Raw genomic sequence first — 24,462 nt, 5'->3', positions numbered from 1 at the left:
AACCCTGTACGCTGGCAAGGCAGCGCCATCTCATAGTTGGTTTATGCGGCTTCGGCGGCCATCTGCACGGCCGAATCAATATCTACGGCGACGATACGCGACACCCCCTGCTCTTGCATCGTAACGCCGATCAATTGCTTTGCCATCTGCATAGCGATCTTGTTATGCGAGATGAACAGGAATTGGGTCTGCTCGCTCATGCTGCTTACCAGATTGGCGTAGCGCTCGGTATTGGCGTCGTCGAGCGGCGCATCCACTTCGTCGAGCAGGCAGAACGGCGCGGGGTTCAACTTGAACAGCGCGAATACCAGCGCAGTGGCCGTCAGGGCTTTTTCTCCGCCGGACAGCAGGTGAATGGTGCTGTTGCGCTTGCCCGGCGGCTGCGCCATGACCTGCACGCCCGCATCGAGGATTTCGTCGCCGGTCATCATCAGCTTGGCTTCCCCGCCCCCGAAAAGCTTGGGGAACAGCTCGCCGAAATGCTGGTTTACCGTATCGAAGGTGGCCTGCAGGAGCTCGCGCGTTTCACGGTCGATCTTGCGTATGGCGTCTTCCAGCGTATCGATCGCCGTGAGCAGGTCTTGCTGCTGCGAATCAAGGAATTCCTTGCGCTCGCGCGAGGCATTGAGCTCGTCGAGCGCGGCCAGGTTCACAGAGCCCAGCGAATCGATCTGGCGCGAAATGCGGCTGACTTCAGACTGCAGCCAATTGGCGCGACGCCATTCGTCCGGCATCGACGCGAGTTCCTGGGCCAGCGCCTGGCGGTCGACCTCGCGCGCATTGAGCTGCTCGGTAAACTGCTCTTCGGCCAGGCGCGCCGCCTGCTCTTGCAGTTGCAATTCGGTGATGCGCGCGCGCAGCGGCTCGAGCGCCCGCTCTTGCTGCATGCGCTCTTCGTCGGCGCCGCGCAGCAGCGCCGACAGGTTGTCGAGTTCCTGGCGCGCCCGCGACAGGTCTTCTTCGCGCTCGGCGCGCGCCTCCAGGGCGTCCTGCAGGCCTGCCTGCGACGCCGATGCGTCGAGTTCGGCCAGGTCTGCCTGCAGTTGCTCAAGCTCGGCCGCGGCGCGCTGGCTCTGGTCGGCGGCCAATTGGCGGTTGCGCTGCAGATCGGCGATGCGCGACTGCGTGGCGCGCTCGGCAAACTCGGCTTCCTGGGCGGCGCGCTCGAGTTCGCGCAGCCGCGCCCGCGCGCCCTCGGCCTGGGCCGCCAGGTCTTCGCCGGCGATCTCGGCGTCGGCAAAGCGCGACTGGTGCTCGGCGAGTTCGGCGTCCAGGGCCTCGAAACGCGCTTCGGCCTCTTCACGGGTTGCCCGCAGGTCTTCTTCGTGCGCGGCGATTTCGTCAAGATCCTGGCGCAGGCGGGAAGCGCGCTCGCCGGACTGCTCGGCCTGCTGCTGCAGGCGCGAATAGTCGAGCTGGATGTCGTGCACCCGGCGGGTTACTTCGGCCACCCGCTGGCGGGCGGGCGCCACCGCCTGCGATATCTGCTGCCAGGCTGCCTCGGCACGCGCCACTGCGGCGCGGGCCTGGTCGGCGATCAGTTGCTGCGCCTTGACCTCGCGCTGAAGGTTCTCGATTTCCTGTTGGCGGGCCAGCATGCCGGCCTGCTCTGAATCGGGCGCATAGAAGCGCACGCTGTGCGCGTCGACCAGATGGCCGGCCTTGACCACATACGACGCCCCGGGCGGCAAGGTGTCGCGCGCCGCCAGGGCCTGGCCCACGTCGGCGGCGGTATAGATGTTGCCCAGCCAGTTGTTGAGCAGCGTACGCAGGTCGGGATCGGTGATGCGCAGCAGGCTGGCCAGCGGTGTCAGCCCGGGCGGCGCGGCCGGCGCCGGCGCTGCCGCCGGCATCTGGTAGAAGGCCAGGCGCGCGGGCGGCGCGTCGTCCGCGAAGGCGCGCGCCCAGTCGAGGCTGCGGACTTCGAGCGCCGCCATGCGTTCGCGCAGCGCGGACTCCAGGGCGTTTTCCCAGCCGGGCTCGATATGCAGCTTCTGCCACAGGCGGCCGAGTCCGGCGAGTTCGTGCTTGGCCAGCCAAGGCTCCAGCGCCCCCTGTTTCTGCACATCTTCCTGCAGCTTGACCAGCGCGGCCAGCCGGGCTTCCAGGCGCGCCAGGTTCTGCGCTTCCTGGTGGGCGGCGGCCTGGGCGCGGCTGCGCTCGGCGTCGGCCTCGGGCACCCGCGCTTCCAGGGTGGCGAGTTCGCGCTGCGCTTGCTCGAGCTGGTCTTCGCCCTGGGCGCGGTCGCCCGCCAGCTGTTCCAGCCGCGCCGGATCGGGGGCCTGCAATTCGCGCAGCTCTTGCTGCAGACGCTCGCGACGCTGTTCCAGGTTCTGCAACTGGCGGTCGGCATCGCGCTGGGACTGCGCCACCAGCGCCAGGTTCTGTTCGACACGCGCCAATGCGCTGCGCATGTCGTCGCGGCCCGCGGCGGCATCCCGCACCCGGGCCTCGATGGCGGGCAAGGCGGCCTGCGCCTCTTCGGCCATGGCGCGCGCTTCTTCGGTGCGGGCGGCGCCGGCGGCCAGGTCGTCTTCGGCCTGGGCGATTTGTTCCACGCAATGGGTCTGCTGGGAATCCCATTCGGCGATCTGCTGCTGCAGCTGGTCGCGGCGCGCCTGCAGGCGGTTGCGCGATTCGACGACGTGGCGGATCTCGGCTTCCAGGCGGCTGACCTGGGCATTGGCCTCGTACAGCTTGCCCTGCGCGGCGTGCACGGCATCGCTGGCGGCGTAGTGCGCCTGCCTGCGCGATTCGAGCTCGGCCTCGCCGGAACGCAGGCTGGCGATCGCGGCTTCCAGATTGTTCTGGGCCTGGGCGATTTCCTGGTTTTTACGCTGGCGCTCTTCGCGCGCGCCGGTTTCTTTCAGCAGCCACAGGGCAAATTGCTTTTTCTCGCCATCGGCCTGCAGTTCGCGGTACTGCCGCGCCACTTCGGCCTGCGCCTCGAGCTTTTCCAGCTGGCTGCCCAGCTCGCGCAGGATGTCCTCGACGCGGGTGAGGTTCTCGCGCGTGTCGGCCAGGCGGTTCTCGGTTTCGCGGCGGCGCTCTTTATATCGCGACACGCCGGCGGCCTCTTCCAGGAACACGCGCAGTTCTTCGGGGCGCGCCTCGATCAGGCGGTTGATCATGCCCTGCCCGATAATGGCGTAACCCCTGGCGCCCAGGCCGGTGCCCAGGAAAATATCGTGGATATCCCGGCGCCGCACCTGCTGATTGTTGATGTAATAGCTGCTGGTGCCGTCGCGCGTCAGTACGCGGCGCACCGAGACTTCGGAATAGGCGCTCCATTGGCCGGCCGCCCGGCCTTCGCTGTTGTCGAAAACCATTTCGACCGACGCGCGCGCCGCAGGCTTGCGGTTTCCGGAGCCGTTGAAAATGACGTCCTGCATGGACTCGCCGCGCAATTCGGACGCCTTGGCCTCGCCCAGCACCCACCGTACGGCGTCGATAATATTCGACTTGCCGCAGCCGTTCGGCCCCACCACGCCCACCAGCTGGCTGGGAACGGGAATCACGGTGGGATCGACGAACGATTTGAAGCCGGCGAGTTTTAGTTGAGTGAGGCGCACAGTACGATGACGGACTGGTGGGGTTGAACGAAAGGCGTTGAACGGACCTGCCGCACGGTTCTTCAGACGGCCCCGCGGGGCCATGGATGCGGATCGTATGATACCCCAGGCAGGCCCCTGCTCCTTGGGCGGGCGGCGCGGGGCAGCGTATTTAATAACCCGCGCCTGGAGTGTCGGACGCTATACTCGCTGACACTTTTTTCCATACGAAACACGTTTTCCACCTCGCCGACTCTGGTCGGCCGCCACCGAGGATGCACTTTTGAAACGCGGGTTCTATCTGGTCATGGCAGCGCAGGGCTTCTCTTCCCTGGCGGACAATGCGCTATTTATCGCGGCCATAGCCTTGATACTCGAACTGCAAGGCCCCGACTGGATGGCTCCGGTCATGAAGTGGTCGTTCGCGCTGGCCTATGTCGTACTGGCGGCGTTCGTGGGCGCGCTGGCCGACTCGTTCCCCAAAGGGCGGGTCATGTTCGCCACCAATGCGCTGAAAGTGTGCGGCTGTCTGTTGATGTTCATGTATGCCAACGTGGGCCTGCCCCACGCCCACCAGACCTACCTGGTTTGCGTGGCCTATGGCCTGGTGGGGATAGGCGCGGCCGCGTATTCGCCGGCCAAGTATGGCATCGTCACCGAAATGCTGCCCCCCGAAATGCTGGTCAAGGGCAACAGCTGGATCGAGGGCCTGACCGTCATTTCCATCATCCTGGGCACCGTTCTGGGCGGCGTACTGATTTCCCCCACCGCTTCCGAATTGCTGCTCAAGCATCCCGTCGTGGGCCGCCTGGTGCACACACCCGCCGAGGCGGCGATCCTGGTCATCGCCTTTGTCTACCTGCTTGCCGCGCTGTGCAACCTGCTGATTCCCGGCACCAACGTGCGCTACCCGCCCCAGCAGAAGAACCCCGTGCGCCTGACCATCACTTTCGCGAGCTACGTGCGGGTGCTGTGGCGCGACAAGCTCGGGCAGATCTCGCTGGCCGTCACCACCCTGTTCTGGGGCGCGGGCGCCGTGCTGCAGCTCATCGTCATCGAATGGGGCCGCCGACACCTGGGCTACCGGCTCGACGAAGCATCGATACTGATGGGCGTGGCCGCCCTGGGCACCGTGGTCGGCTCCATCCTGGCTGGCCGCATTCCGCTGCGCAAGGCCCTGTCAGTGCTGCCGGTCGGGGCCGCAATGGGGCTCGTGGTGCTGCTCATGCCGCTGGTGCACTCCACCTGGAGCGTCTATGCCCTGTTGTTGCTTACGGGCGCGCTGGCCGGATTTTTCGTGGTGCCCATGAACGCCCTGCTGCAGCACCGGGGCCACGTGCTGTTGTCGGCCGGGCATTCGATCGCGGTGCAGAACTTCAATGAACAGCTCAATATCCTGTTGATGGTGGCCATCTACACGATCCTGCTTTGGCTGGATATGCCCATCAACATGATCATCGTGCTGTTCGGCCTGCTGGTCACCGTGCTGATGCTGATCTTCATTCGCTGGAGCCGGCGCAACCTGGCCGCCGACCCCGCGCTGCATGACCTGATCGGCCAGGAAGGTCATGGCCAGGCCCTGAAAACCCCGCACTAGCCCGGCGCCGGCGCGGCGCCTCAGGCCAGCGCCGCGGCCAGCCGCAGATCCTGCCAGGCTCGCGCTTTCTCGGCGGGGCTGCGCAACAGGTAGGCAGGGTGGTAGCTCACCACCATCGGGATGCTGCGCCCGTCGTCTGTCTTGAATACATGGCCGCGGCCGCGCAGGTTGCCTATGGTGGCATCAGTGCCAAGCAGGGTTTGCGCGGCGAAGCGACCCAGCACCAGGATGCGCTCGGGCTTGAGCAATTCGATCTGCCGCATCAGGTACGGGCTGCAGGCGGCGACCTCTTCCGGCCTGGGATTGCGGTTGCCCGGCGGGCGGCACTTGATCACGTTGGCGATAAAAACGTCTTTCTCGCGGCTCAGCCCCACCGAAGCCAGCATGGCGTCGAGCAGTTGCCCGGAACGGCCCACAAACGGCAGGCCCTGGCGGTCTTCCTGCTCGCCGGGCGCCTCGCCCACCACCATCCAGCGCGCTGGGCGCGCGCCCATGCCGAACACGGCATGGCGCCGGCCGCTGCACAGGCCGCAGGCCGTGCACTGGATGACCTGCTCTCGCAGCGCCTCGAAATCCTGCGCGGGCACCACCGGTTCCGTCCGGGCAGGGGCGACAGGCGGCACGGCAGGCGGCGCAGGACGGGCCAAGGGACGCGGCGCGGCCGACTCTGGCGCCGGGCTGGCGCCCGCCGGTGCGTCCGGCCTGGCGGGCGCCGGCGGCGGTGCATCGCCGCCAGGCGTGGCCGTGGACGGCGCCGCCTGGGGTTGCAAGGCCCGCGCCGGCTCGGCATTGTTACCCCGTGCCGCGTCGCGCGCCTGCGGCGGCGCGGCGGGCAGCCAGGTTTTCTCGATGCCGATCTCGCGCAGCCAGAATTTCTGCAGCGGATTGATACTAGGCGGCGGCGCGCCGGTTTCCGTCTGGCTCATGCCCGGTCTCCCAGGCTTTTCTGCATCACCAGCGCGTCTTCGCGCTTGCCATGGGCGGCGGGATAGTAGCCGCGGCGCATGCCGATGCGGCGAAAGCCCTGGCGTTCATAAAAGGCCAGCGCAGCCTGGTTGGACGGGCGCACTTCCAGCAGCACGGCAGGCAGGCCGCGTTCGCGGGCGCACTGGACGCACCAGTCGAGCAGCATGGCCCCCAGCCCCTGGCGGTGCCGCGACCGGGCTACCGCAATAACCAGCAGGTGCGCCACGTCGGGAGCCAGCATGGCCACACAAAAGCCCGCCAGCTCGCCGTCCAGGCGCAACACCCGGGTTTCGTAGCCCGCAGCCAGCGCGTCGGCGAAATTGCCGCGCGTCCAGGGAAATGCCTGCAACTGGGCTTCCAGCGCGGCCACCTCGTCCAGGTCGGCTTCGGTCATGGGGGCCAGCACGGCGGCGGGCAACGCGGCCGGCGCCGCCTTCGGGTTGCCCCCGTGTCCCTGTTCGCGCTCGGCCGTCGTAAAGGCCACCTTGTCGCGCACGTACAGCGGCGCTGCCAGCTCGGGCGCGACCGCCTCGCCCCGTCGCCACGCCTCGCGCGCCAGGCGTGCGACGGCGTCCGCCCTGGGACGCGCCACGTCCGCGCGCCGCCATCCGGGGGCAACGGCCATTTCGGCGGCGTAGATATCCCAGGCATCGCCCGCCACGCAGACCGGCGCCGGTTCGCCGGCGCCGGGCGATCCGCCCAGGTGGTACATGGCCCAGGCGGCAGCCTGGTGCGCGGCGATCAGCATGGGCGCCTGGCATGTCAGCCAGGGGGGGCCGGCATCGGCGCGGCGTTCGTACACGGCCAGGTAGACCTCGTTCATGCGGGCGTCAAGCGCCACCAGCACCCGCTCGCCCGGTACGGCGTCCACCTGCTCGGCCACCGCAAGATGGGACACCACGGGCAGCACCGGCACCTGAAGGGCCAGGGCCATGCCTTGCGCCACGCCGCAGGCCACGCGCAGCCCGGTGAACCCCCCGGGGCCCTGCCCGAACGCCACCGCGTGCAGGTCCGAAGCTTGCAGACCGGCCTGCGCCAGCAATTCCGCGGCCATGGGCAGCAGGCGTTCGGCGTGCTCCTGGGAGCCCTCGTGTTCCCGCACGCTGACCACCGGGCCGACGGCGGTTTCGCGCAGCAATGCCACCCCGCAACGCGACGAGGAGGTCTCAAGGGCCAGCAGGTTGAATTCCATAGGTTCTGATTGTACGAAACCGGCGCGCGCCCCTGGGGAACCGGGGGATTTCAACTGTACCGCGCAATGTGTAATATCTTGTGAATACCCACTAGCCGCTGGTTCTCGTCACTGTTACATTTCCGGCCATGAACACGCAAAACACCAATCCCATCCGCAAGATCCTCGTCGTCGACGACGATCCGCGCCTGCGCGACCTGCTGCGCCGCTACTTGTCGGAACAAGGGTTCAACGTCTTCGTCGCCGAAGATGCCAAAGAAATGGGCAAACTCTGGCAGCGCGAGCACTTTGACCTGCTGGTGCTCGACTTGATGCTGCCGGGCGAAGATGGCCTGTCCATCTGTCGTCGGCTGCGTGGGGGCCACGACAACACGCCCATCATCATGCTGACGGCCAAGGCCGAAGAAATCGACCGTATCGTCGGCCTGGAAATGGGCGCCGACGATTACCTGTCCAAGCCGTTCAACCCGCGTGAACTGCTGGCCCGCATCAACGCCATCCTGCGCCGCCGCGGCACCGAAGAACACCCCGGCGCCCCCAGCCAGGAAAACGAATCCATCGCCTTTGGGCCGTATGTGCTCAACCTGTCCACCCGCACGCTCACGCGCAACGGTGAACAAGTGCCGATCACCACCGGCGAATTTTCCGTCCTGAAGGTGTTCGCCCGCCACCCCAAGATCCCCCTGTCGCGCGACAAGCTGATGGAGCTGGCCCGCGGCCGCGAATACGAAGCTTTCGATCGCAGCCTGGACGTGCAAATTTCGCGTCTGCGCAAACTGATCGAACCCAACCCGTCCAAGCCGGTATTCATCCAGACGGTATGGGGGCTGGGCTACGTATTCGTCCCGGATGGCGGCGGCTGACCATCCCGCCCGACCGGGGCAAGAGCGCCGTCTCGTGCCCAGCTTGCGCAAGATCTTCCGTAACCTGACGTCGCGCCTCAGGCTGGGCCTGTTCGGGCGCACGTTCCTGCTGCTCGCCGCCCTGATGCTGGTCAGCCTGGGCGCGTGGCTGCAGGTGTTCTTCAGCATGGAGCTCGGGCCGCGCGCCAACCAGATGGCGCAGCGGGTCATCACGGCTGTCAACATCACCCGCACGGCGCTTATTTATTCGAACGACGCCGAGCGCAGCAAGCTGCTGCTGGACCTGGCCACCAACGAAGGCATCCAGGTCTATCCGCGCGAAGTCACCGACTTTACCGAAGCCCTGCCCGACGACAACTACTGGCAGCGGGTCGCGCAGCATATCCGCTCGCGGTTCGGCCCGGAAACCCAGATTTCATGGGGCGTGAATCAGGTGCCGGGCTTCTGGGTCAGTTTCCAGATCAACCAGGACTTGTACTGGCTGGTGTTCGAACGCGAACAAATCGGGCTGACGGGCGGCATCGAATGGCTGGGCTGGGGCGCCACCGCGCTGCTGCTTTCGCTGGTGGGCGCCGCGGTAAGCGTGGGCTTTGTCAACCGGCCGCTGTCACGCCTGGCACGCGCGGCCCAGGTACTTTCGCGCGGCGAAACGCCGGCCCCCCTGCCCGAGCACGGCCCCCTCGAAATCCGCGACCTGAACGCCTCGTTCAACCGCATGGCCAAAGACCTGCGGCAGACCGAAGCCGACCGCGAACTGATGCTGGCCGGCATTTCGCACGACCTGCGCACGCCATTGGCACGCATGCGGCTCGAGATCGAAATGAGCGGCGTGTCCGAAGATGCGCGCCAGGCTATCGACGAAGACCTCGGCCAGATCGACCACAGCATCGGGCAGTTGATGGAATACGCGCGCCCGGCCGGCACCCTGCCGCAGATGGCCACCGACATTTCCGCCGTGCTGGCCGACCTCTACGAACGCGAGCGCAGCCATACGGCATCGATGGGCGGCGAGCTGACCGCGTCCATCGAGCCGGGCCTGCGCGCACGGATCACCGCCCTGGACCTGAAGCGGGTGGTCGGCAACCTGCTCGAAAACGCCAGGCGCTACGGCCGGTCCACCGACGGGCAGGCGCATCTGCGCATGACCCTGCATGCGGAGGGCAGCACGCTGGTCATTGAAGTGTCCGACCGCGGCCCGGGCATTGCCCCCGAAGAAGTCGACCGGCTGCTGCGCCCCTTCTCTCGCGGCGAGGCCGCCCGTACCGGCGTCAGCGGCGCCGGGCTGGGGCTGGCCATTGTCGAGCGCCTGCTCAAGCACGTGGGCGGGTCCCTGAAAATGCTGCCCCGTTCAGGCGGCGGGCTTACCGCCCGGATAGAGATCCCCAAAGCCAAATTTAGGAATTATCAATTAGACACCGATAGCCAATAGCGTACAATTTAGGGTTTGAGGCCATGCCTTAATTTCACCCAACAACTACGGGAGCATTTATGAAAACTGTTGGCGACAAACTCGAACCCTTCAAGGTCACCGGCGTCAAGCCTGGCTTCAACCAGCACGAAGAAAACGGTGTTTCGGCGTTCGAAGACATCACCGAAAGCTCGTTCCCGGGCAAGTGGAAGGTGATCTACTTCTACCCGAAAGACTTCACTTTCGTGTGCCCCACCGAAATCGTCGGCTTCAACAAGCTGGCCAAAGATTTCGAAGACCGCGATGCCGTCCTGCTGGGCGGTTCGACGGACAACGAATTCGTCAAGCTGGCATGGCGCCGCGAGCACCCGGACCTGAACAAGCTGGCTCACTACCAGTTCGGCGACACGACCGGCTCGCTGGTTGACCAGCTGGGCGTGCGCGACAAGAGCGAAGGCGTTGCTTACCGCGCCACGTTCATCGTCGACCCCGACAACACCATCCAGCACGTCTCGGTCAACAACCTGAACGTGGGCCGCAACCCTGAAGAAGTCCTGCGCCTGCTCGACGGTCTGCAAACCGACGAACTGTGCCCGTGCAACCGTTCGGTTGGCGGCGCCACGCTGTAAGACCTCCGGCCCGGCTCGTCCGGGCTTTTCCTGCTCCAGATTATAGGTAAAAACTATGGAATTTCTTTCATCAATCAAAGATCAACTGCCGGATTGGGCCAAAGATATCCGCCTGAATCTGGATGCCGTGATCGCGCGTTCTACCCTTGCCCCCGAAGATGCCGTGGGCGCCGCCCTGTCGGCCGCCTTCGCGGCGCGCAGCCCGGTGCTGATCGAGGCCTTCAAGAGCGGCCTGTCGGATACCGACGCCAACGCCGCGCTCACCGCCTCGGCGCTGATGGGCATGAACAACATGTGGTACCCCTATGTCGAAATGACGGGCGACGCTCAGCTCAAGAGCCTGCCGGCCCAACTGCGCATGAACGCCTACGCCACCCACGGCGGCGTGGACAAGAAGCGGTTTGAGCTGTTCGCGCTGGCTGCGTCCATCATCGGCAAGTGCCACTTCTGCGTGCAGTCGCACTACGAGAACCTGAAGAAAGATGGCCTGACGGTCGAGCAATTGCGCGACGTTGGCCGCATTGCTTCGGTTGTCAACGCAGCCGCGCTGTCGCTGGCCGCCCAAGGCAAGTAAGCAGCCGCGCTGACGCCGCGTGCCCGACGCCAGACGGTGTCAGGCGCCGCGGCGCTGTCACACCTAGGCGTCGCGCGCCACCAGCGCTACAACGGTGGCCGCGATGCCTTCTTTACGCCCCAGATAGCCCAGACCTTCGTTGGTCTTGGCCTTGATGTTGACCGCCGTCGCATCGAGGCCCGCGTCCGCGGCGATATTGGCCGCCATGGCTGCGGCGTGCGGCCCGATTTTCGGGGCCTGCGCGTGCACGGTGGCGTCGATATTGACCGGAATCCAGCCGGCGGCGCGCACCTTGGCCACCGCTTCGCGCAGTAGCACGCGGCTGTCGGCCCCCTTATAGGCCGGATCATTATCCGGAAAATGGCGCCCGATATCGCCCAGCCCGGCCGCCCCGAGCAAGGCGTCGGTCACGGCATGCAGCAGCACATCGGCGTCGGAATGCCCCAGCAGGCCGTGCGTGTGCTCAATGGTGACGCCGCCGATGATCAGCGGCCGGCCCGATACCAGGGCGTGTACGTCGTAGCCTTGCCCGACGCGGAAGGGAAAGTTCATAGCCATTTTTCCATCAGTTCGAAATCGTCGGGCCAGGTGACCTTGAAGTTGCGCATGTCGCCCGGCACCAGCAGCGGCGCATGCCCCGCCGCCTCGATGGCAGAGGCCTCGTCGGTGACCTCGGCGCCGGCCGCCTGCGCCTGCCGCAGGGCGGCGCGCAATACGCCCGCACGGAACATCTGCGGCGTCTGCGCAAGCCAGAGACCGTTGCGATCCAGCGTGGCGGCCACCCGCGCCGCGCCGGAAACCGAGCGTGCCGACTTGACCGTGTCGGCCACGGGCAGCGCCAGCAAACCGCCCACGCCGTCGTCCAGGCAGGCATCGATCAGCCGCGCCAGCGCCGCGGCGGGCAGCCCCGGGCGCGCCGCGTCGTGGACCAGTATCCAGTCGTCATCTCGGGCGCCGCTATCGGCCAGCGCGGCGGCCACCGTGGCGGCTCGCGTCGCGCCGCCGCAAGCCCGCCACGACGTGCGCGGCAGCCCGGCCAGCGCCGGCGCGGCCCGCTCGTCGCCGGCAGACACCGCCACGCGCACCTGCGCGATGCGCGCATCGGCCAGCAGGGCGTGCACCGCGCGCCGCAGCATGGGCTGGCCGGCCAGCAGCCGATATTGCTTGGGAATGTCGGGCGCCCCCGGGCGGCCGGCGCGCTGGCCCACGCCGGCGGCGGGCACAATGGCGATCAAGGAATCTCTCATGGCCCGGTGATTTTATAATCTTCGTCCTGATGCCTGATTCCTCACTCCCCGGCGCGGTTCCGCGCATACCCGCCACCGCCACCACGCTGTCCGCCCTGAAGCCCGGCGCCCGCTATGCGCAGCCGCGCCCCCCCGGTTCGGCCGATGCGTTTTTGCTGACCGACCTGGCCCGCCAGGCAGGCCGTCCGCTGGTCGTGCTGACCGCTGCGCCGCTCGAGGCGCAACGCCTTGCGGATGAAATTCCGCAGTTCGGCCCCGAACTGCGCGTGCGCCAGCTGCCCGACTGGGAAACCCTGCCGTACGACGCGTTCTCGCCTCACCAGGACCTGGTGTCCGCCCGGCTGCAGACCCTGCACGCGCTGATGCAGAAAAGTGTCGACGTGCTGCTGGTTCCGGTTACCACCGCACTCTATCGCATGGCGCCGCCGTCGTTCCTTGCCGCCTATACGTTTTCGTTCAGGCAGAAAGACAGGCTCGATGAAGCCGCGCTGCGGGCGCAGCTGACCCTGGCGAACTACACCCATGTCACGCAGGTGACCGCGCCCGGCGAATTCTGCCTGCGCGGCGGGCTGATCGACCTGTTCCCCATGGGCTCGGCCCTGCCCTACAGGCTCGACTTGTTCGACGATGAAATCGAATCGATCCGCAGTTTCGATGTAGATACCCAGCGCAGCCTGTATCCCGTGCGCGAAGTCGAGTTGCTGCCCGGGCGTGAATTTCCCATGGACGAAGCGGCCCGCAACCGCTTTCGCGCCCGTTTTCGCGAAGTGTTCGAGGGCGATCCGTCGCGCGCCCTGCCATACAAAGACATCGGCAACGGCATTGCTTTCGCCGGCGTCGAATACTACCTGCCGCTGTTTTTCGACGAAACCGCCACGCTGTTCGACTACCTGCCCACGGATTCGATCGCGGTCACGCTGGGCGATATCGACGACGCAGTGCTGCGCTTCACGCAAGACACCGCAAGCCGCTACGCCTTCCTCAAAAGCGACCGCGAACGGCCCGTGCTGCCGCCCGAGGCGCTGTTTCTCGACGCCGAGGCGCTGCACGCGCGCTTCAAGGCATTCGCGCGCCTGGCGCTGACCGACAGCGGACCGCATCCCGACTTCCGCGCCATTCCCGATGTCAGCGTCAGCCGGCGCGCCGAAGACCCTGTCGGCCGCCTGCGCGCCCTGCTGTCGCGCGGCGAATCACGGGTCTTGCTGTGCGCCGACTCTGCCGGCCGCCGCGAAACCCTGGCGCAGATGCTGGCGGAGTTCGACCTGGCGCCCGATGCCCAGCCCGAATCGATCCAGGCCTTCCTGGCATCGCAGGCCATGTTCGCGCTGGGCGTGGCGCCGCTGACCACCGGCTTCGGCATTCCGTCGGCAGAACTTACCTTTCTTACCGAGAACGACCTCTATCCCGGCCACGCGGGCGCGCCGCGCCGCGGCCGCCGCGACCAGGAACGCGCCAGCAACGTCGAAGCCATGGTGCGCGACCTGTCCGAGCTGCGCACGGGCGACCCGGTGGTGCACGCGCAGCACGGCATCGGGCGGTACCAGGGGCTGGTCAACATGGACATGGGCCATGGCGAGATGGAGTTCCTGCATCTCGAATACGCCAACGGCAGCACCTTGTACGTGCCGGTCTCGCAATTGCACGTCATCGCCCGGTATAGCGGCGCCGATCCGGAATCGGCCCCGCTGCATCAGTTGGGCTCGGGCCAATGGGACAAGGCGCGCCGCAAGGCCGCGCAGCAGGTGCGCGATACCGCCGCGGAACTGCTGGCGCTGTACGCGCAACGGGCATCGCGCCAGGGTTACACCTTCAATCTGCCTTTGAACGATTACGCGGCCTTTGCCGAAGGCTTCGGCTTCGAAGAAACCGCCGATCAACGTGCGGCAATCGAGGCCGTCATCGGCGACATGACCTCCGGCCGGCCCATGGACAGGCTGGTTTGCGGCGACGTCGGGTTCGGCAAAACCGAAGTCGCGTTGCGCGCCGCCTTCCTGGCCGTGGCCAATGGCAAGCAGGTGGCGTTGCTGTGCCCCACCACGCTGCTTGCGGAGCAGCACGCCCAGACCTTCTCCGATCGCTTCGCAGACTGGCCGGTGCGGGTGGTGGAGCTGTCGCGGTTCCGCTCGTCCAAAGAAGTGTCCGAAGCGGTGCAAGGCATCAACGATGGCCGCGTCGACATCGTGATAGGCACGCACAAAATCCTGTCCAAGGACGTGCGCTTCAAGCGGCTGGGCCTGGTGATCATCGACGAAGAACACCGCTTCGGCGTACGCCAGAAAGAAACCCTCAAGGCGCTGCGGGCCGAGGTCGACGTGCTGACGCTCACCGCCACGCCCATCCCGCGCACCCTGGGCATGTCGCTGGAAGGCATCCGCGATTTCTCCGTCATCGCCACCGCGCCGCAGAAGCGGCTGGCCATCAAGACCTTCGTGCGACGCGAAGACGGAAGCACCATCCGCGAGGCGTTGCTGCGCGAGCTCAAGCGCGGCGGCCAGGCGTACTTCCTGCACAACGAGGTCGAGACCATCCACAACCGCCGCGCCCGTCTGGAAGAACTGGTGCCCGAGGCGCGCATCGCGGTGGCCCACGGGCAGATGCCCGAACGCGAGCTCGAGCAGGTGATGAAGGGTTTCTATCAGCAACGCTACAACGTGCTGTTGTGCACCACCATCATCGAGACCGGCATCGACGTTCCCTCGGCCAACACCATCGTCATCCATCGCGCAGACCGCTTCGGGCTTGCCCAGCTGCACCAGTTGCGCGGACGGGTCGGCCGCTCGCACCACCAGGCCTACGCGTACCTGCTTACGCCCGGCGAAGATGCCATCACGTCCAACGCCAAGAAGCGGCTCGAAGCCATCCAGGCCATGGAAGAACTGGGCTCGGGCTTCTACCTGGCCATGCACGACCTGGAAATCCGCGGCACCGGCGAAGTGCTGGGCGAATCGCAATCGGGCAACATCCACGAAATCGGCTTCTCGATGTACAGCGAAATGCTCAACGAGGCCGTACGCGCGCTCAAGGCCGGCGAAGAGCCCGATATGGACGCGCCGTTCAACTTTGCCTGCGAGGTCAACCTGCACGCGCCGGCGCTGTTGCCATCGGACTATTGCCCCGACGTGCATGCCCGGCTGGGCATATACAAGCGGCTTGCGCATGCGGCCGACGAAGACGACCTGATACGCATCCAGGAAGAACTGGTGGACCGCTTTGGCAAACTGCCCGAAGCCGCCCAGGTGCTGCTCACGACGCACCGCCTGCGGCTGGCGGCGCAGCCGCTGGGCATCACCAAGATCGACGCCAGCGAGGCGCAGGCCCTGCTGCAGTTCGGCCCCAAGGCCGCCGTCGACCCCCTGCGCATCATCGAACTGGTGCAGAAGCAACGGCATATCAAACTGGGCGGCCAGGACAAGCTGCGCATCGAATTCAAGGCGCCCCAGGTCGCCGCGCGCGCCGATGCCGTCCGCGCGGTGCTGCGCTCTCTGAAGTAATATCCCGGCGATGCCGCCTACCCTGTAGATTCCATGCCTACCCATCATCTCGTTATCCAGTCCCCGGCCCTGAGCGCCGGGCAAACCGAACAACTGGCCGCGCTGGCGCAGGCGCAGGGCGTCATGCAGCTGGGCGCCACGGCCGCCCGCCTGCTCGATGTCGCGCACGACGCAGAGGTACGCACGCAGGTCACCCAATGGGGCGAACAGCATGGCGTGGACACGGCCTTCATCGCGGCCGGCGCGCGGCTGTCGCAATGCAAGGTGCTGGCTATGGACATGGACTCGACGCTGATCAATATCGAGTGCATCGACGAGATCGCGGGCGTGGTCGGCGTCAAGCCGCAGGTCGCCCAGATCACCGAGGCGGCCATGCGCGGCGAGATCAAGGATTTCGCCGAAAGCCTGCGGCGCCGCGTGGCGCTGCTGCAGGGCGCGCCCGCCTCGGCGCTGGAACAGGTCTATGCCGACAAGCTCCGCCTGAATCCCGGCGCGGAAACGCTCATTTCCACCGCGCGCGCGGCGGGCCTGAAAGTCATGCTGGTATCGGGCGGGTTTACCTTCTTTACCGAGCGGCTGCGCGAACGCCTGCAGCTCGACAGCGCCCACGCCAATACCCTGGAAATCCGTGATGGCGTGCTCACGGGCAAGGTGCTGGGCGACATCCTCGACGCGGACGCCAAGCTGGCCCACCTGCGCGCCTTCGCGCAGGTGCACGGCGCAACGCCCGACCAGACCATCGCGCTGGGCGACGGCGCCAACGATCTGAAAATGCTGGGCGCCGCCCGCTATGCGGTGGCTTACCGCGCCAAACCCATCGTGCGCCAGCAGACGCCCTATGCCCTGAATGTATCGGGGTTGGACGCGGTGCTCAATTGGTTCGAAAGCTGAACCGCCGACGCTAAAGGCAGCCAGGCTCCGGCACGACGGTGGTTCGGTAAGGTGTCTGACACCCTATGGGTGCCAGACACCAGCTGCATTATTGGGCGCGCAAGGTGTCTGACTCCCTATGGGTGTCAGACATCAACTGCGTTCGATTGGGCGCACAAGGTGTCTGACACCTATCGGTGTCAGACACCAATCGCGGGCGCGACGATCTTTCGTTGGGTGCCAGACACCCATTTATGGCGCACCCTTTGCCGCGACGCTGGCGCGCGGCCTCAGTACTTGAGGTTTACCGACAACAGCGCGGCGCGGCCGGTGCCCAGCGCCGCATAGTGCGCTCCGTAGGCCCGCGTGTAGTACGTCTTGTCGAACAGGTTCACCACGTTCAACTGCGCGCTCAGGTGCTCGTTGAACCGGTAGGCCGCCATGGCATCGAAGCGCCAGTATGAAGGCACCCATCGTGCCCTGGGGGTGCCGTCGGCGTTTCGGCCCGCATCCGCATTGCCATATACCTTGTCCACATAATATGCCCCGCCGCCCAAGGTCAGCTTCGGCAAGACCTGGTAAGTGGACCACAGGCTGAACGCGTGGCGAGGCGTGTTGGGCAGTTCCTGGCCCACCGCACCGCTTTCGAACGCCCCGCTGACCAGTTCACTATCCATGAAGGTATAGCCGCCGAAAACGTTCCACTTGGGGGTGATACTGCCCGAGAAGCCCAGTTCAATGCCCCGCACCTTCGACTTGCCCACCTGCTCGCTTTCGGTAGCCGACACCATCACATTGGTGTTCTTGCGCACGTCCTGGAACAGCGCCGCGGTCAGCATCAGGCTGTCATCGAACAGCTGCCATTTTGTGCCCACTTCGACGGTGCGGCTCTTCTCCGGCTCCAGGCCGGCGCTGTCCTCAGACACCACATCATTGACGTTGTTGCCCGCGACGGATGACGGCGTCGACGACGTGCCGAACGTGGCGTAGATCGTGCCGTTGGGCAGCGGCTTGTAGGCCAGGCCCAACTGGTAATTGAACAGATTGTCTTCGCGGCTGGCATCGTAGTTGGGCGTGCCTGCCGGCGCGCCACGCCCCGGCGCGATGTTCTTGCCGCTGATCTGGTAATTGTCCCAGCGCAGGCCCACGCTGGCCTGCCACTGCTCGTTGAACTTGATTGTGTCAAAGCCATACACCGCCATGGTGTTGGTGGTGTAGGTTGCGGGGTTGTCGCGGCGCTCCAGGCGCCCCGGGTAGTACGTGTGCGGGTCGGCATCCCACAGCGACGTGCACCAGGCCGTTGCGGCCATGGGCGGCGCCGAGCAATTGGTGCCGTTGCCGGGCTTGCCCAGTTCGTCGTAGCCGTCCTTGTCCTGCACCACGTTGGTGTATTCGAAGCCCACGTCGAAACTGTGCTTCAGGCTGCCCGTTTCGAATTCACCGCTCAAGTCCGTCTGGTTGGTAAACGTCTTGGTGGCGAAGTAGCCCGATTTCAAGGCGCGGTACACCAGTCCGTTCGCCACATTGCCCTTGCTGTCGTCCGGATTGGTGGCGGCAAAGTCCATGGTGGCGCGCGTATATCGCGTCACGTTGCGCAACCGCAGGCGATCCGAAAAATCGTGCTGGATATCGACAGTGCCCGTGTCTTCGCGCTGGCGCATGAAGTCGCGCCCGGTCAGGCCATAGAAGGTCTTGCGGCTGACGCCCCGGGTTTCGGTCACCGGCTGGCCCGACTCCGGATCGTACGGAATCGAGTAATCGGGCATGCTGTCGTCCTGGTAATGCTGGAAGCTCAGCGTAATGCGGGTAGGCGTGCCCAGCCCCAGCATCAGCGACGGCGCCACTCCCCATCGCTCGAAATCCACCGCGCTGTCGCGGCCAGGCACATCGCCCTTGTTGCCCATCAGGTTCAGCCGGAAGGCGGCCTGCTCGCCCAGCCGCCAATTTCCGTCGGCCGTTGCGCGGTAATTGTTGTCGGTGCCGACCTGCACGGAACCTTCGGCAAAGTCATTGGCCCTGGGTTTCTTGGTCACCAGGTTGATGCTGCCGCCCGCGCCGCCACGCCCCGAATACACCGAATCGGGGCCCTTGATGATTTCCACCTGTTCCAGGTTGAATGTATCGCGGGTCTGCGTGCTGGTGTCGCGCACGCCATCGACGAAAATGCTGCCGGCCGAGTTCTGGCCGCGGATAATGGGCAGGTCGCCGCCGGCCCGGCCCCCTTCCCCGGCGCCAAACGTAATGCCGGGCGAGTTGCGCAGCACGTCCTGCAACGTCGTGGCGGCCTGGTCCTGGATCACTTGCTGAGGCACCACCTGCACGGTGCGCGGTGTGTCCACCAGCGGCGCCGTCATCTTGGGCGAGCGCGATACCGGCACATCGTAAGACGACGACTCGCCCTCTACCTGCACCGGCGACAACTGAGGAACTGCGGTTTGCGCGCCCGCGGGCGCAGCCAGGCAGAACGCCGGCGCGACCATCGCCGCGGCCAGCGACGACGCCAGCGACTGCGTGGAATAGGAATCCAAAGATCTCAACGCTCTCTCCAGTTAATAAAAATAGCAATAATTCTTATTAATTAACGGGGCTAGATTCTGAACTTTTCCACTGACAGACGCCTGAACACGGCCCGCCCGACGCGCATTGCCACGGAACGTCGAAACCAGCGATCCACCCGAGGGCAAAAAAAAAACGCCTGCTTGCAGCAGGCGCTTGGGGTGGGGGCGATGCAGGATCAGGTCCGCAAGGACGGATGCCGCTTGAACAGATACCGATAGACAAAACCCGGATATCCCAGCACCAGGTACAGGCTCAGGGTAATGGCGTAGAACTCCCAGCCCTGCGAAAACCGATTGCCAAGTGCGGCTTCAAAGGCAAACCCCAGGGCCAGCACCAGGCCGTAGTAAGCCAGGAGTTCCAGCATGCGCAGCCAGAACGGCTTGGCGCCCTGCTTCCAGGGCAGCACCACCAGCACGCGTTCGGTCAGGAACGGCAGATTCGCGCTGACCAGGGCCAGCGCGATCAGCAGCCAGACGGCAACGGTCTGGCTCATGACGCTACAGGCCCAGGGAGGTCTGGATGGCGTGCACGCACAGCGCCATCAGCCCGCCCGGCAGAATGCCCAGCACCAGGATCAGCGCGCCGTTGATCGACAGCACGCCGCGCGGAGCGCACGGTGCGGACACCGGGCCCACTTCGGCCGCGGGGTCGTCGAAGTACACCACCTTGACCACCCGCAGGTAGTAGAACGCGCCGATCAGCGAAAAGAGCACTGCAATGACCGCCAGCGCAACGTGGCCGGCTTCCACCAGCACCTGCAGCACCGCCAGCTTGGCGTAGAAACCCACCATGGGCGGAATGCCGGTGAGCGAGAACATCAGCAGCAGCAGGATGGCCGCATGCCAGGGGCTGCGGCGATTCAGGCCCTTGAGGTCGTCGATCTGCTCGCACTCGAAGCCCTGCCGCGACAACAGCAGGATCATGCCGAAGGTGCCCAACGTGGTCAGCACGTAGATCAGCATGTAGAACAGGGCCGATCCGTAAGCCTGGGCCGACGCGTCAGGCCGGCCGTCCACGGCGCCGGACATCAGGCCCAGCAGCACGAACCCCACATGCGAGATGGTGGAATACGCCAGCATGCGCTTGAAGTTGGTCTGGGCAATGGCGGTCAGGTTGCCTATGGCCAGGGAAAGCACGGCCAGGATCATCAGCATCGGCTGCCAGTCGGCCGCCAGGTCATGCAGGCCTTCCACCAGCAGGCGCAGCGTAATCGCAAAAGCCGCCAGTTTGGGCGCCGCGCCCAGGATCAGCGTCACGGCAGTGGGCGAACCCTGATAGACGTCGGGCACCCACATATGGAAAGGAACGGCGCCAAGCTTGAACGCCAGCCCCGCCACCAGGAACACCACGCCGAACACCAGCGCCATGTCCTGTTGCTGGCCGGCCGCCACCACTTTGGCGATTTCGGCGATGTCCAGCTGGCCGGTCGCGCCGTACACCATGGACATGCCATACAGCAGGAAACCCGATGCCAGGGCGCCCAGCACGAAGTACTTCATGGCGGCTTCCGTGGCCGTCACGTCGTCGCGCCGCAAGGCGATCAGCGCGTACAGGGCCAACGACATAAGCTCCAGGCCCAGGTACACCGTGATCAGGTTGCCCGCCGAGATCATGACCATCTGGCCCAACAGCGCCATCAGGGTCAGCACGTAGATCTCGCCGCCGCGCAGCATGTCGCGCGACTGGATATACACCCTTCCGTAGATCAGCGTGACCGCCACGGCAATATACGAGGCCACCTTCAGCAGGTGCGACAGGTTGTCGGCAACATACAGGCCGTTGAACGTACGCCCCGCGGCGCCGCTGTTCCACTGCACCAGCGACACCACCGTCAGCACGCCCAGGGTCAGCAAGGTCAGCAGGAAAGCAGGCTTGCGCTCGGGGCTGCTGCTGAACGCGTCGATGAGCAGGATAGCCAGACCGAGAGCCAGCAGCAGGATCTCGGGTGTGGCCAGGGCGAAATCGATGTGAGATTGCATCATGGTTCAGTCTTACAGTTTCGAGACGGCAACGTGTTGCAGCAGGGCCTGAACCGAGGCATGCATGACGTCGGTAAAGGGCTTGGGATAGATCCCCATGTACAACACGGCGATGGCCATCACGCCCAGGATCAGGAATTCGCGGCCGTTCAGGTCGGTAAGCTCGCGCACGTGGTCGTTGGAGATGTCGCCGAACGCCACCCGCTTGACCATCCAGAGCGAATACGACGCGCCCAGGATCAGGGCGGTGGCCGCCAGCAGGCCGATCCAGAAATTGTGTTCCACGGCGCCCATGATGACCATGAACTCGCCCACGAAGCCGCTGGTGGCCGGCAGGCCGCTGTTGGCCATCGAGAACAGCACGAAGAACGTGACAAAGCGCGGCATCACGTTGATGACGCCGCCGTAGTCGGCGATACGTCGCGAATGCATGCGGTCGTACAGCACGCCGATGCACAGGAACATGGCGCCCGACACGAAGCCGTGCGAAATCATCTGGACGATGGCGCCTTCGACGCCGGCCGTATTGAAGATGAAGAAGCCCAGCGTCACGAAGCCCATGTGCGCCACCGACGAATACGCCACCAGCTTTTTCATGTCGTCCTGGACGATCGCCACCAGGCCGATGTAGATGACGGCGATCAGCGACAGGGCGATCATCAGGCCAGCCAGGCTATGCGAGGCGTCGGGCGTGATGGGCAGCGAGAAACGCAGGAAGCCGTAGGCGCCCAGCTTCAGCATGATGGCCGCCAGCACCACCGAGCCGCCGGTGGGCGCTTCGACGTGCGCGTCGGGCAACCATGTATGCACCGGCCACATCGGCACCTTTACCGCGAACGCCGCCAGCAAGGCCAGGAAGATCAGCACCTGGGCCGTGTGGCCGAGCTTGACCTGGTGCCAGGTCAGGATGTCGAACGACCCGCCCGACGCATTCCACAGGTAGATGAAGGCAACCAGGGTCAGCAGCGAGCCCAGCAGCGTGTACAGGAAGAACTTGAAAGCCGCGTACACCCGGTTGGGGCCGCCCCACACACCGATGATGATGTACATGGGGATCAGCGTGGCTTCGAAGAACACGTAGAAGAGCATGCCGTCCAGCGCGGCGAACACACCCACCATCAGGCCGGACAGGATGAGGAAGGCGGCCATGTACTGCGACACGCGGCTGGTGATGACTTCCCAGCCCGCCAGCACCACGATGATGGTGATGAACGCGGTAAGCAGCACGAACCACAGCGAAATGCCGTCGATGCCCAGGTGATAGTTGACGTTGAATGCCTCGATCCAGGGCGCCTTCTCGACGAACTGCATGGCGGCGGTGGAGGCGTCAAAGCCGGTGTACAGCGGAATGGTGACCGCGAAGCCGACCAGCGCGCCCACCAGCGACAGGACGCGCGTCAGCCCGGGACGGTCGTCGCGACCCAGTGCCAGCACCAGCAGGCCGAATACGATCGGTACGAAGATCGCAAGCGTAAGCCAGGGAAAAGTGTTGGATGCCATTTCGCTTGCCATCATTGGGGAATCAGCACAAAGAAAGTAATCAGCGCCATGATGCCGATGATCATCGCGAACGCGTAGTGATAGATGAAGCCCGACTGGAGATGGCGGCTTACCGCGGCCACCCAGCCCACCACGCGGGCACTGCCGTTGACCAGCACGCCGTCGATCAGGCCGCGGTCGCCGCTTTGCCACAGGCCGTGGCCCAGGCAGCGGGCGCCGCGCGCGATGACCTGTTCATTGATCCAGTCGACGTAGTACTTGTTGTCCAGCAGCTTGTAGACACCCGACAGGCCCGACTTGATGGCGGCCGGCACCTTGGGATTGACCAGGTAGCAGTACCAGGAAATGACCGCGCCGGCGACCACCAGCCAGAACGGCAGCGTCTGGAAGGCATGCAGGCCATAGGCCACCCAGCCATGCCAGTTTTCAGCAAGCTCGGCCATGGCCGGATGCTGAGGCAGCACGGTGATCACGCCGTCGAAGAAGCCTCCGAACAGCATGGGGTTGACGGCCCAGGCGCCGATGACGACCGACGGAATGGCCAGCAGCACCAGCGGCAGGGTCACCACCCATGGCGACTCGTGCGGGGCGCCGCCATGATGGCCGTGGTCGTCATGGCCATGGCCCGCATGGCTGTCGTGACCATGGGCATCGAAGCGCTCTTTGCCGTGGAACACCAGAAAATACACACGGAACGAGTACAGCGAGGTGACGAACACCCCGATCAACGTGGCGTAGTAGGCGAAGTTGGCCCCCCACACCCCGGCCGCGCCGGCGGCCTCGATGATGTGTTCCTTGGAATAGAAACCGGAGAAGAACGGCGTTCCGACCAGGGCCAGGGTGCCCAGCAGGAAGGTGATCCAGGTGATGGGCATGTACTTGCGCAGGCCGCCCATGTTGCGGATGTCCTGGTCATGGTGCATGCCGATGATCACCGAGCCTGCGCCCAGGAACAGCAGGGCCTTGAAGAACGCGTGGGTCATCAGGTGGAAAATGGCCACCGAGTAGGCCGAGGCGCCCAGCGCCACGGTCATGTAGCCCAGCTGCGACAGCGTGGAATAAGCCACCACGCGCTTGATGTCGTTCTGGATGATGCCCAGGATGCCCAGGAACAGCGCGCCGATGGCGCCGATCACGATGACGAATGACAAGGCCACATCCGACAGTTCGAACAGCGGCGAGAAGCGGGCCACCATGAAGATGCCCGCCGTCACCATGGTGGCGGCGTGGATCAGCGCCGAGATCGGCGTGGGGCCTTCCATGGAGTCGGGCAGCCAGGCATGCAGCGGCACCTGGGCCGATTTGCCCATGGCGCCGATGAACAGGCAGATGCACGCCACGGTGAGCAACATCCAGTCGGTGCCGGGCAGGGTCTGGCCCGCCAGCTTGTCGGCCTGCGCGAACACGTCGGCGTAGTGCATGGTGCCGGTGTAGGCGAACAGCAGGCCGATGCCGAGCACGAAACCGAAGTCGCCCACGCGGTTGATCAGGAACGCCTTCATGTTGGCGAAGATCGCGGTCGGGCGCGTGTACCAGAAACCGATCAGCAAGTACGACACCAGGCCCACGGCTTCCCAGCCGAAGAAGAGCTGGACCATGTTGTTGGACATGACCAGCATCAGCATCGAGAACGTGAACAGCGATATATACGAAAAGAAGCGCTGGTAGCCCGGGTCGTCGGCCATGTAGCCGATGGTGTAGATGTGCACCATCAGGGACACGGACGTCACCACGACCATCATCATGGCCGACAGCGGATCGATCAGGAAGCCGATCTCGAGGCTGGTCTGGCCGATGAGGCTCCAGGTGTAGACGGTGCCGTCGTAGGTGTGGCCGTTGAGCACATCGCCCAGCACGATGACCGAACCCACCGTGGAAATGAGCACGCCCAGGATGGTGATGATGTGCGAGCCGCGGCGCCCGATGGGCCGGCCCAGGAACCCCGTGCCGAACAGCCCGGCAAGAATCGCGCCGGCCAACGGTGCGAGCGCGATCAGCAAGTACAGGTTTGGTGAGCTAGACATTTTCTTCCAATA

17 protein-coding genes are annotated in these 24,462 nt (G+C 65.3%); 7 read left to right on the top strand and 10 right to left on the bottom strand.

Translation table 11 applies throughout. The features are described from left to right. Positions 1-41: 41 nt before the first annotated feature. Complete coding sequence (gene smc / locus CAL18_RS04135; RefSeq protein WP_026640307.1) at positions 42-3,572, bottom strand: chromosome segregation protein SMC; 3,531 nt, start codon at positions 3,570-3,572, stop codon at positions 42-44. A gap of 262 nt (positions 3,573-3,834) precedes the next feature. On the opposite strand from smc, the gene lplT reads away from it, so the two are divergent. Beyond that, positions 3,835-5,148 (top strand): lysophospholipid transporter LplT, encoded by a 1,314-nt coding sequence (lplT, locus tag CAL18_RS04130; RefSeq protein ID WP_026640306.1) that lies wholly within the window; start codon positions 3,835-3,837, stop codon positions 5,146-5,148. 20 nt (positions 5,149-5,168) lie between these two features. On the opposite strand, the gene CAL18_RS04125 is transcribed toward lplT, so the two are convergent. Next, positions 5,169-6,074, bottom strand: coding sequence for a uracil-DNA glycosylase (locus tag CAL18_RS04125; protein WP_026640305.1), 906 nt, complete (start codon positions 6,072-6,074; stop codon positions 5,169-5,171). Then, positions 6,071-7,306, bottom strand: a complete 1,236-nt coding sequence (tsaB, locus tag CAL18_RS04120) for a tRNA (adenosine(37)-N6)-threonylcarbamoyltransferase complex dimerization subunit type 1 TsaB (protein ID WP_094817385.1) — start codon at positions 7,304-7,306, stop codon at positions 6,071-6,073. Before tsaB ends, CAL18_RS04125 begins: the two co-directional genes overlap by 4 nt. Before the next feature lie 128 nt (positions 7,307-7,434). Here tsaB and risA point away from each other — a divergent pair, with 128 nt between their 5' ends. The 4 genes from risA to CAL18_RS04100 are packed head-to-tail and all read left to right on the top strand — an operon-like array spanning position 7,435 to position 10,780. Further along, on the top strand, positions 7,435-8,169 hold the full coding sequence (risA, locus tag CAL18_RS04115) for a response regulator transcription factor RisA (protein ID WP_026640303.1): 735 nt from the start codon (positions 7,435-7,437) through the stop codon (positions 8,167-8,169). Between the two features lie 34 nt (positions 8,170-8,203). Further along, the gene (risS, locus tag CAL18_RS04110) at positions 8,204-9,598 is read left to right on the top strand and encodes a sensor histidine kinase RisS (protein WP_026640302.1); all 1,395 of its coding nucleotides are present in this window, start codon (positions 8,204-8,206) and stop codon (positions 9,596-9,598) included. A 59-nt stretch (positions 9,599-9,657) separates the two neighbouring features. Then, the gene (locus tag CAL18_RS04105) at positions 9,658-10,206 is read left to right on the top strand and encodes a peroxiredoxin (protein ID WP_026640301.1); all 549 of its coding nucleotides are present in this window, start codon (positions 9,658-9,660) and stop codon (positions 10,204-10,206) included. Positions 10,207-10,261: 55 nt separating this feature from the next. Then, positions 10,262-10,780 (top strand): carboxymuconolactone decarboxylase family protein, encoded by a 519-nt coding sequence (locus CAL18_RS04100; RefSeq protein ID WP_026640300.1) that lies wholly within the window; start codon positions 10,262-10,264, stop codon positions 10,778-10,780. A gap of 63 nt (positions 10,781-10,843) precedes the next feature. Here CAL18_RS04100 and ispF read toward each other — a convergent pair whose 3' ends face one another. Both ispF and ispD read right to left on the bottom strand, forming a co-directional pair. Further along, positions 10,844-11,332 carry a 2-C-methyl-D-erythritol 2,4-cyclodiphosphate synthase gene (ispF, locus tag CAL18_RS04095; RefSeq protein ID WP_026640299.1) on the bottom strand — a complete coding sequence of 163 codons (489 nt, stop codon included), beginning with the start codon at positions 11,330-11,332 and terminating at the stop codon, positions 10,844-10,846. After that, positions 11,329-12,027, bottom strand: a complete 699-nt coding sequence (gene ispD / locus CAL18_RS04090; protein ID WP_094796122.1) for a 2-C-methyl-D-erythritol 4-phosphate cytidylyltransferase — start codon at positions 12,025-12,027, stop codon at positions 11,329-11,331. Before ispD ends, ispF begins: the two co-directional genes overlap by 4 nt. A gap of 29 nt (positions 12,028-12,056) precedes the next feature. Here ispD and mfd point away from each other — a divergent pair, with 29 nt between their 5' ends. Next, positions 12,057-15,518 (top strand): transcription-repair coupling factor, encoded by a 3,462-nt coding sequence (gene mfd, locus CAL18_RS04085; protein ID WP_094796121.1) that lies wholly within the window; start codon positions 12,057-12,059, stop codon positions 15,516-15,518. A gap of 33 nt (positions 15,519-15,551) precedes the next feature. Then, on the top strand, positions 15,552-16,409 hold the full coding sequence (gene serB, locus CAL18_RS04080; RefSeq protein ID WP_026640296.1) for a phosphoserine phosphatase SerB: 858 nt from the start codon (positions 15,552-15,554) through the stop codon (positions 16,407-16,409). A 269-nt stretch (positions 16,410-16,678) separates the two neighbouring features. On the opposite strand, the gene CAL18_RS04075 is transcribed toward serB, so the two are convergent. The 5 genes from CAL18_RS04075 to nuoL all read right to left on the bottom strand — a co-directional run bounded on the left by CAL18_RS04075 (position 16,679) and on the right by nuoL (position 24,450). Next, positions 16,679-18,937, bottom strand: coding sequence for a TonB-dependent receptor (locus CAL18_RS04075; RefSeq protein WP_249278376.1), 2,259 nt, complete (start codon positions 18,935-18,937; stop codon positions 16,679-16,681). A 185-nt stretch (positions 18,938-19,122) separates the two neighbouring features. Continuing rightward, on the bottom strand, positions 19,123-19,440 hold the full coding sequence (locus CAL18_RS04070; protein WP_026640294.1) for a DUF2818 family protein: 318 nt from the start codon (positions 19,438-19,440) through the stop codon (positions 19,123-19,125). 4 nt (positions 19,441-19,444) lie between these two features. Then, positions 19,445-20,929, bottom strand: coding sequence for an NADH-quinone oxidoreductase subunit NuoN (gene nuoN, locus CAL18_RS04065; protein WP_026640293.1), 1,485 nt, complete (start codon positions 20,927-20,929; stop codon positions 19,445-19,447). A 9-nt stretch (positions 20,930-20,938) separates the two neighbouring features. Continuing rightward, complete coding sequence (locus tag CAL18_RS04060; protein WP_026640292.1) at positions 20,939-22,441, bottom strand: NADH-quinone oxidoreductase subunit M; 1,503 nt, start codon at positions 22,439-22,441, stop codon at positions 20,939-20,941. Continuing rightward, complete coding sequence (gene nuoL / locus CAL18_RS04055) at positions 22,438-24,450, bottom strand: NADH-quinone oxidoreductase subunit L (protein WP_094817382.1); 2,013 nt, start codon at positions 24,448-24,450, stop codon at positions 22,438-22,440. Before nuoL ends, CAL18_RS04060 begins: the two co-directional genes overlap by 4 nt. Positions 24,451-24,462 lie beyond the last annotated feature (12 nt).

It is taken from the genome of Bordetella genomosp. 7, assembly GCF_002261415.1.
Taxonomy (GTDB): domain Bacteria; phylum Pseudomonadota; class Gammaproteobacteria; order Burkholderiales; family Burkholderiaceae_B; genus Bordetella_A.
Note: the sequence above shows the minus strand (reverse complement) of the source record. Positions and strands in the feature narration are given on the sequence as shown.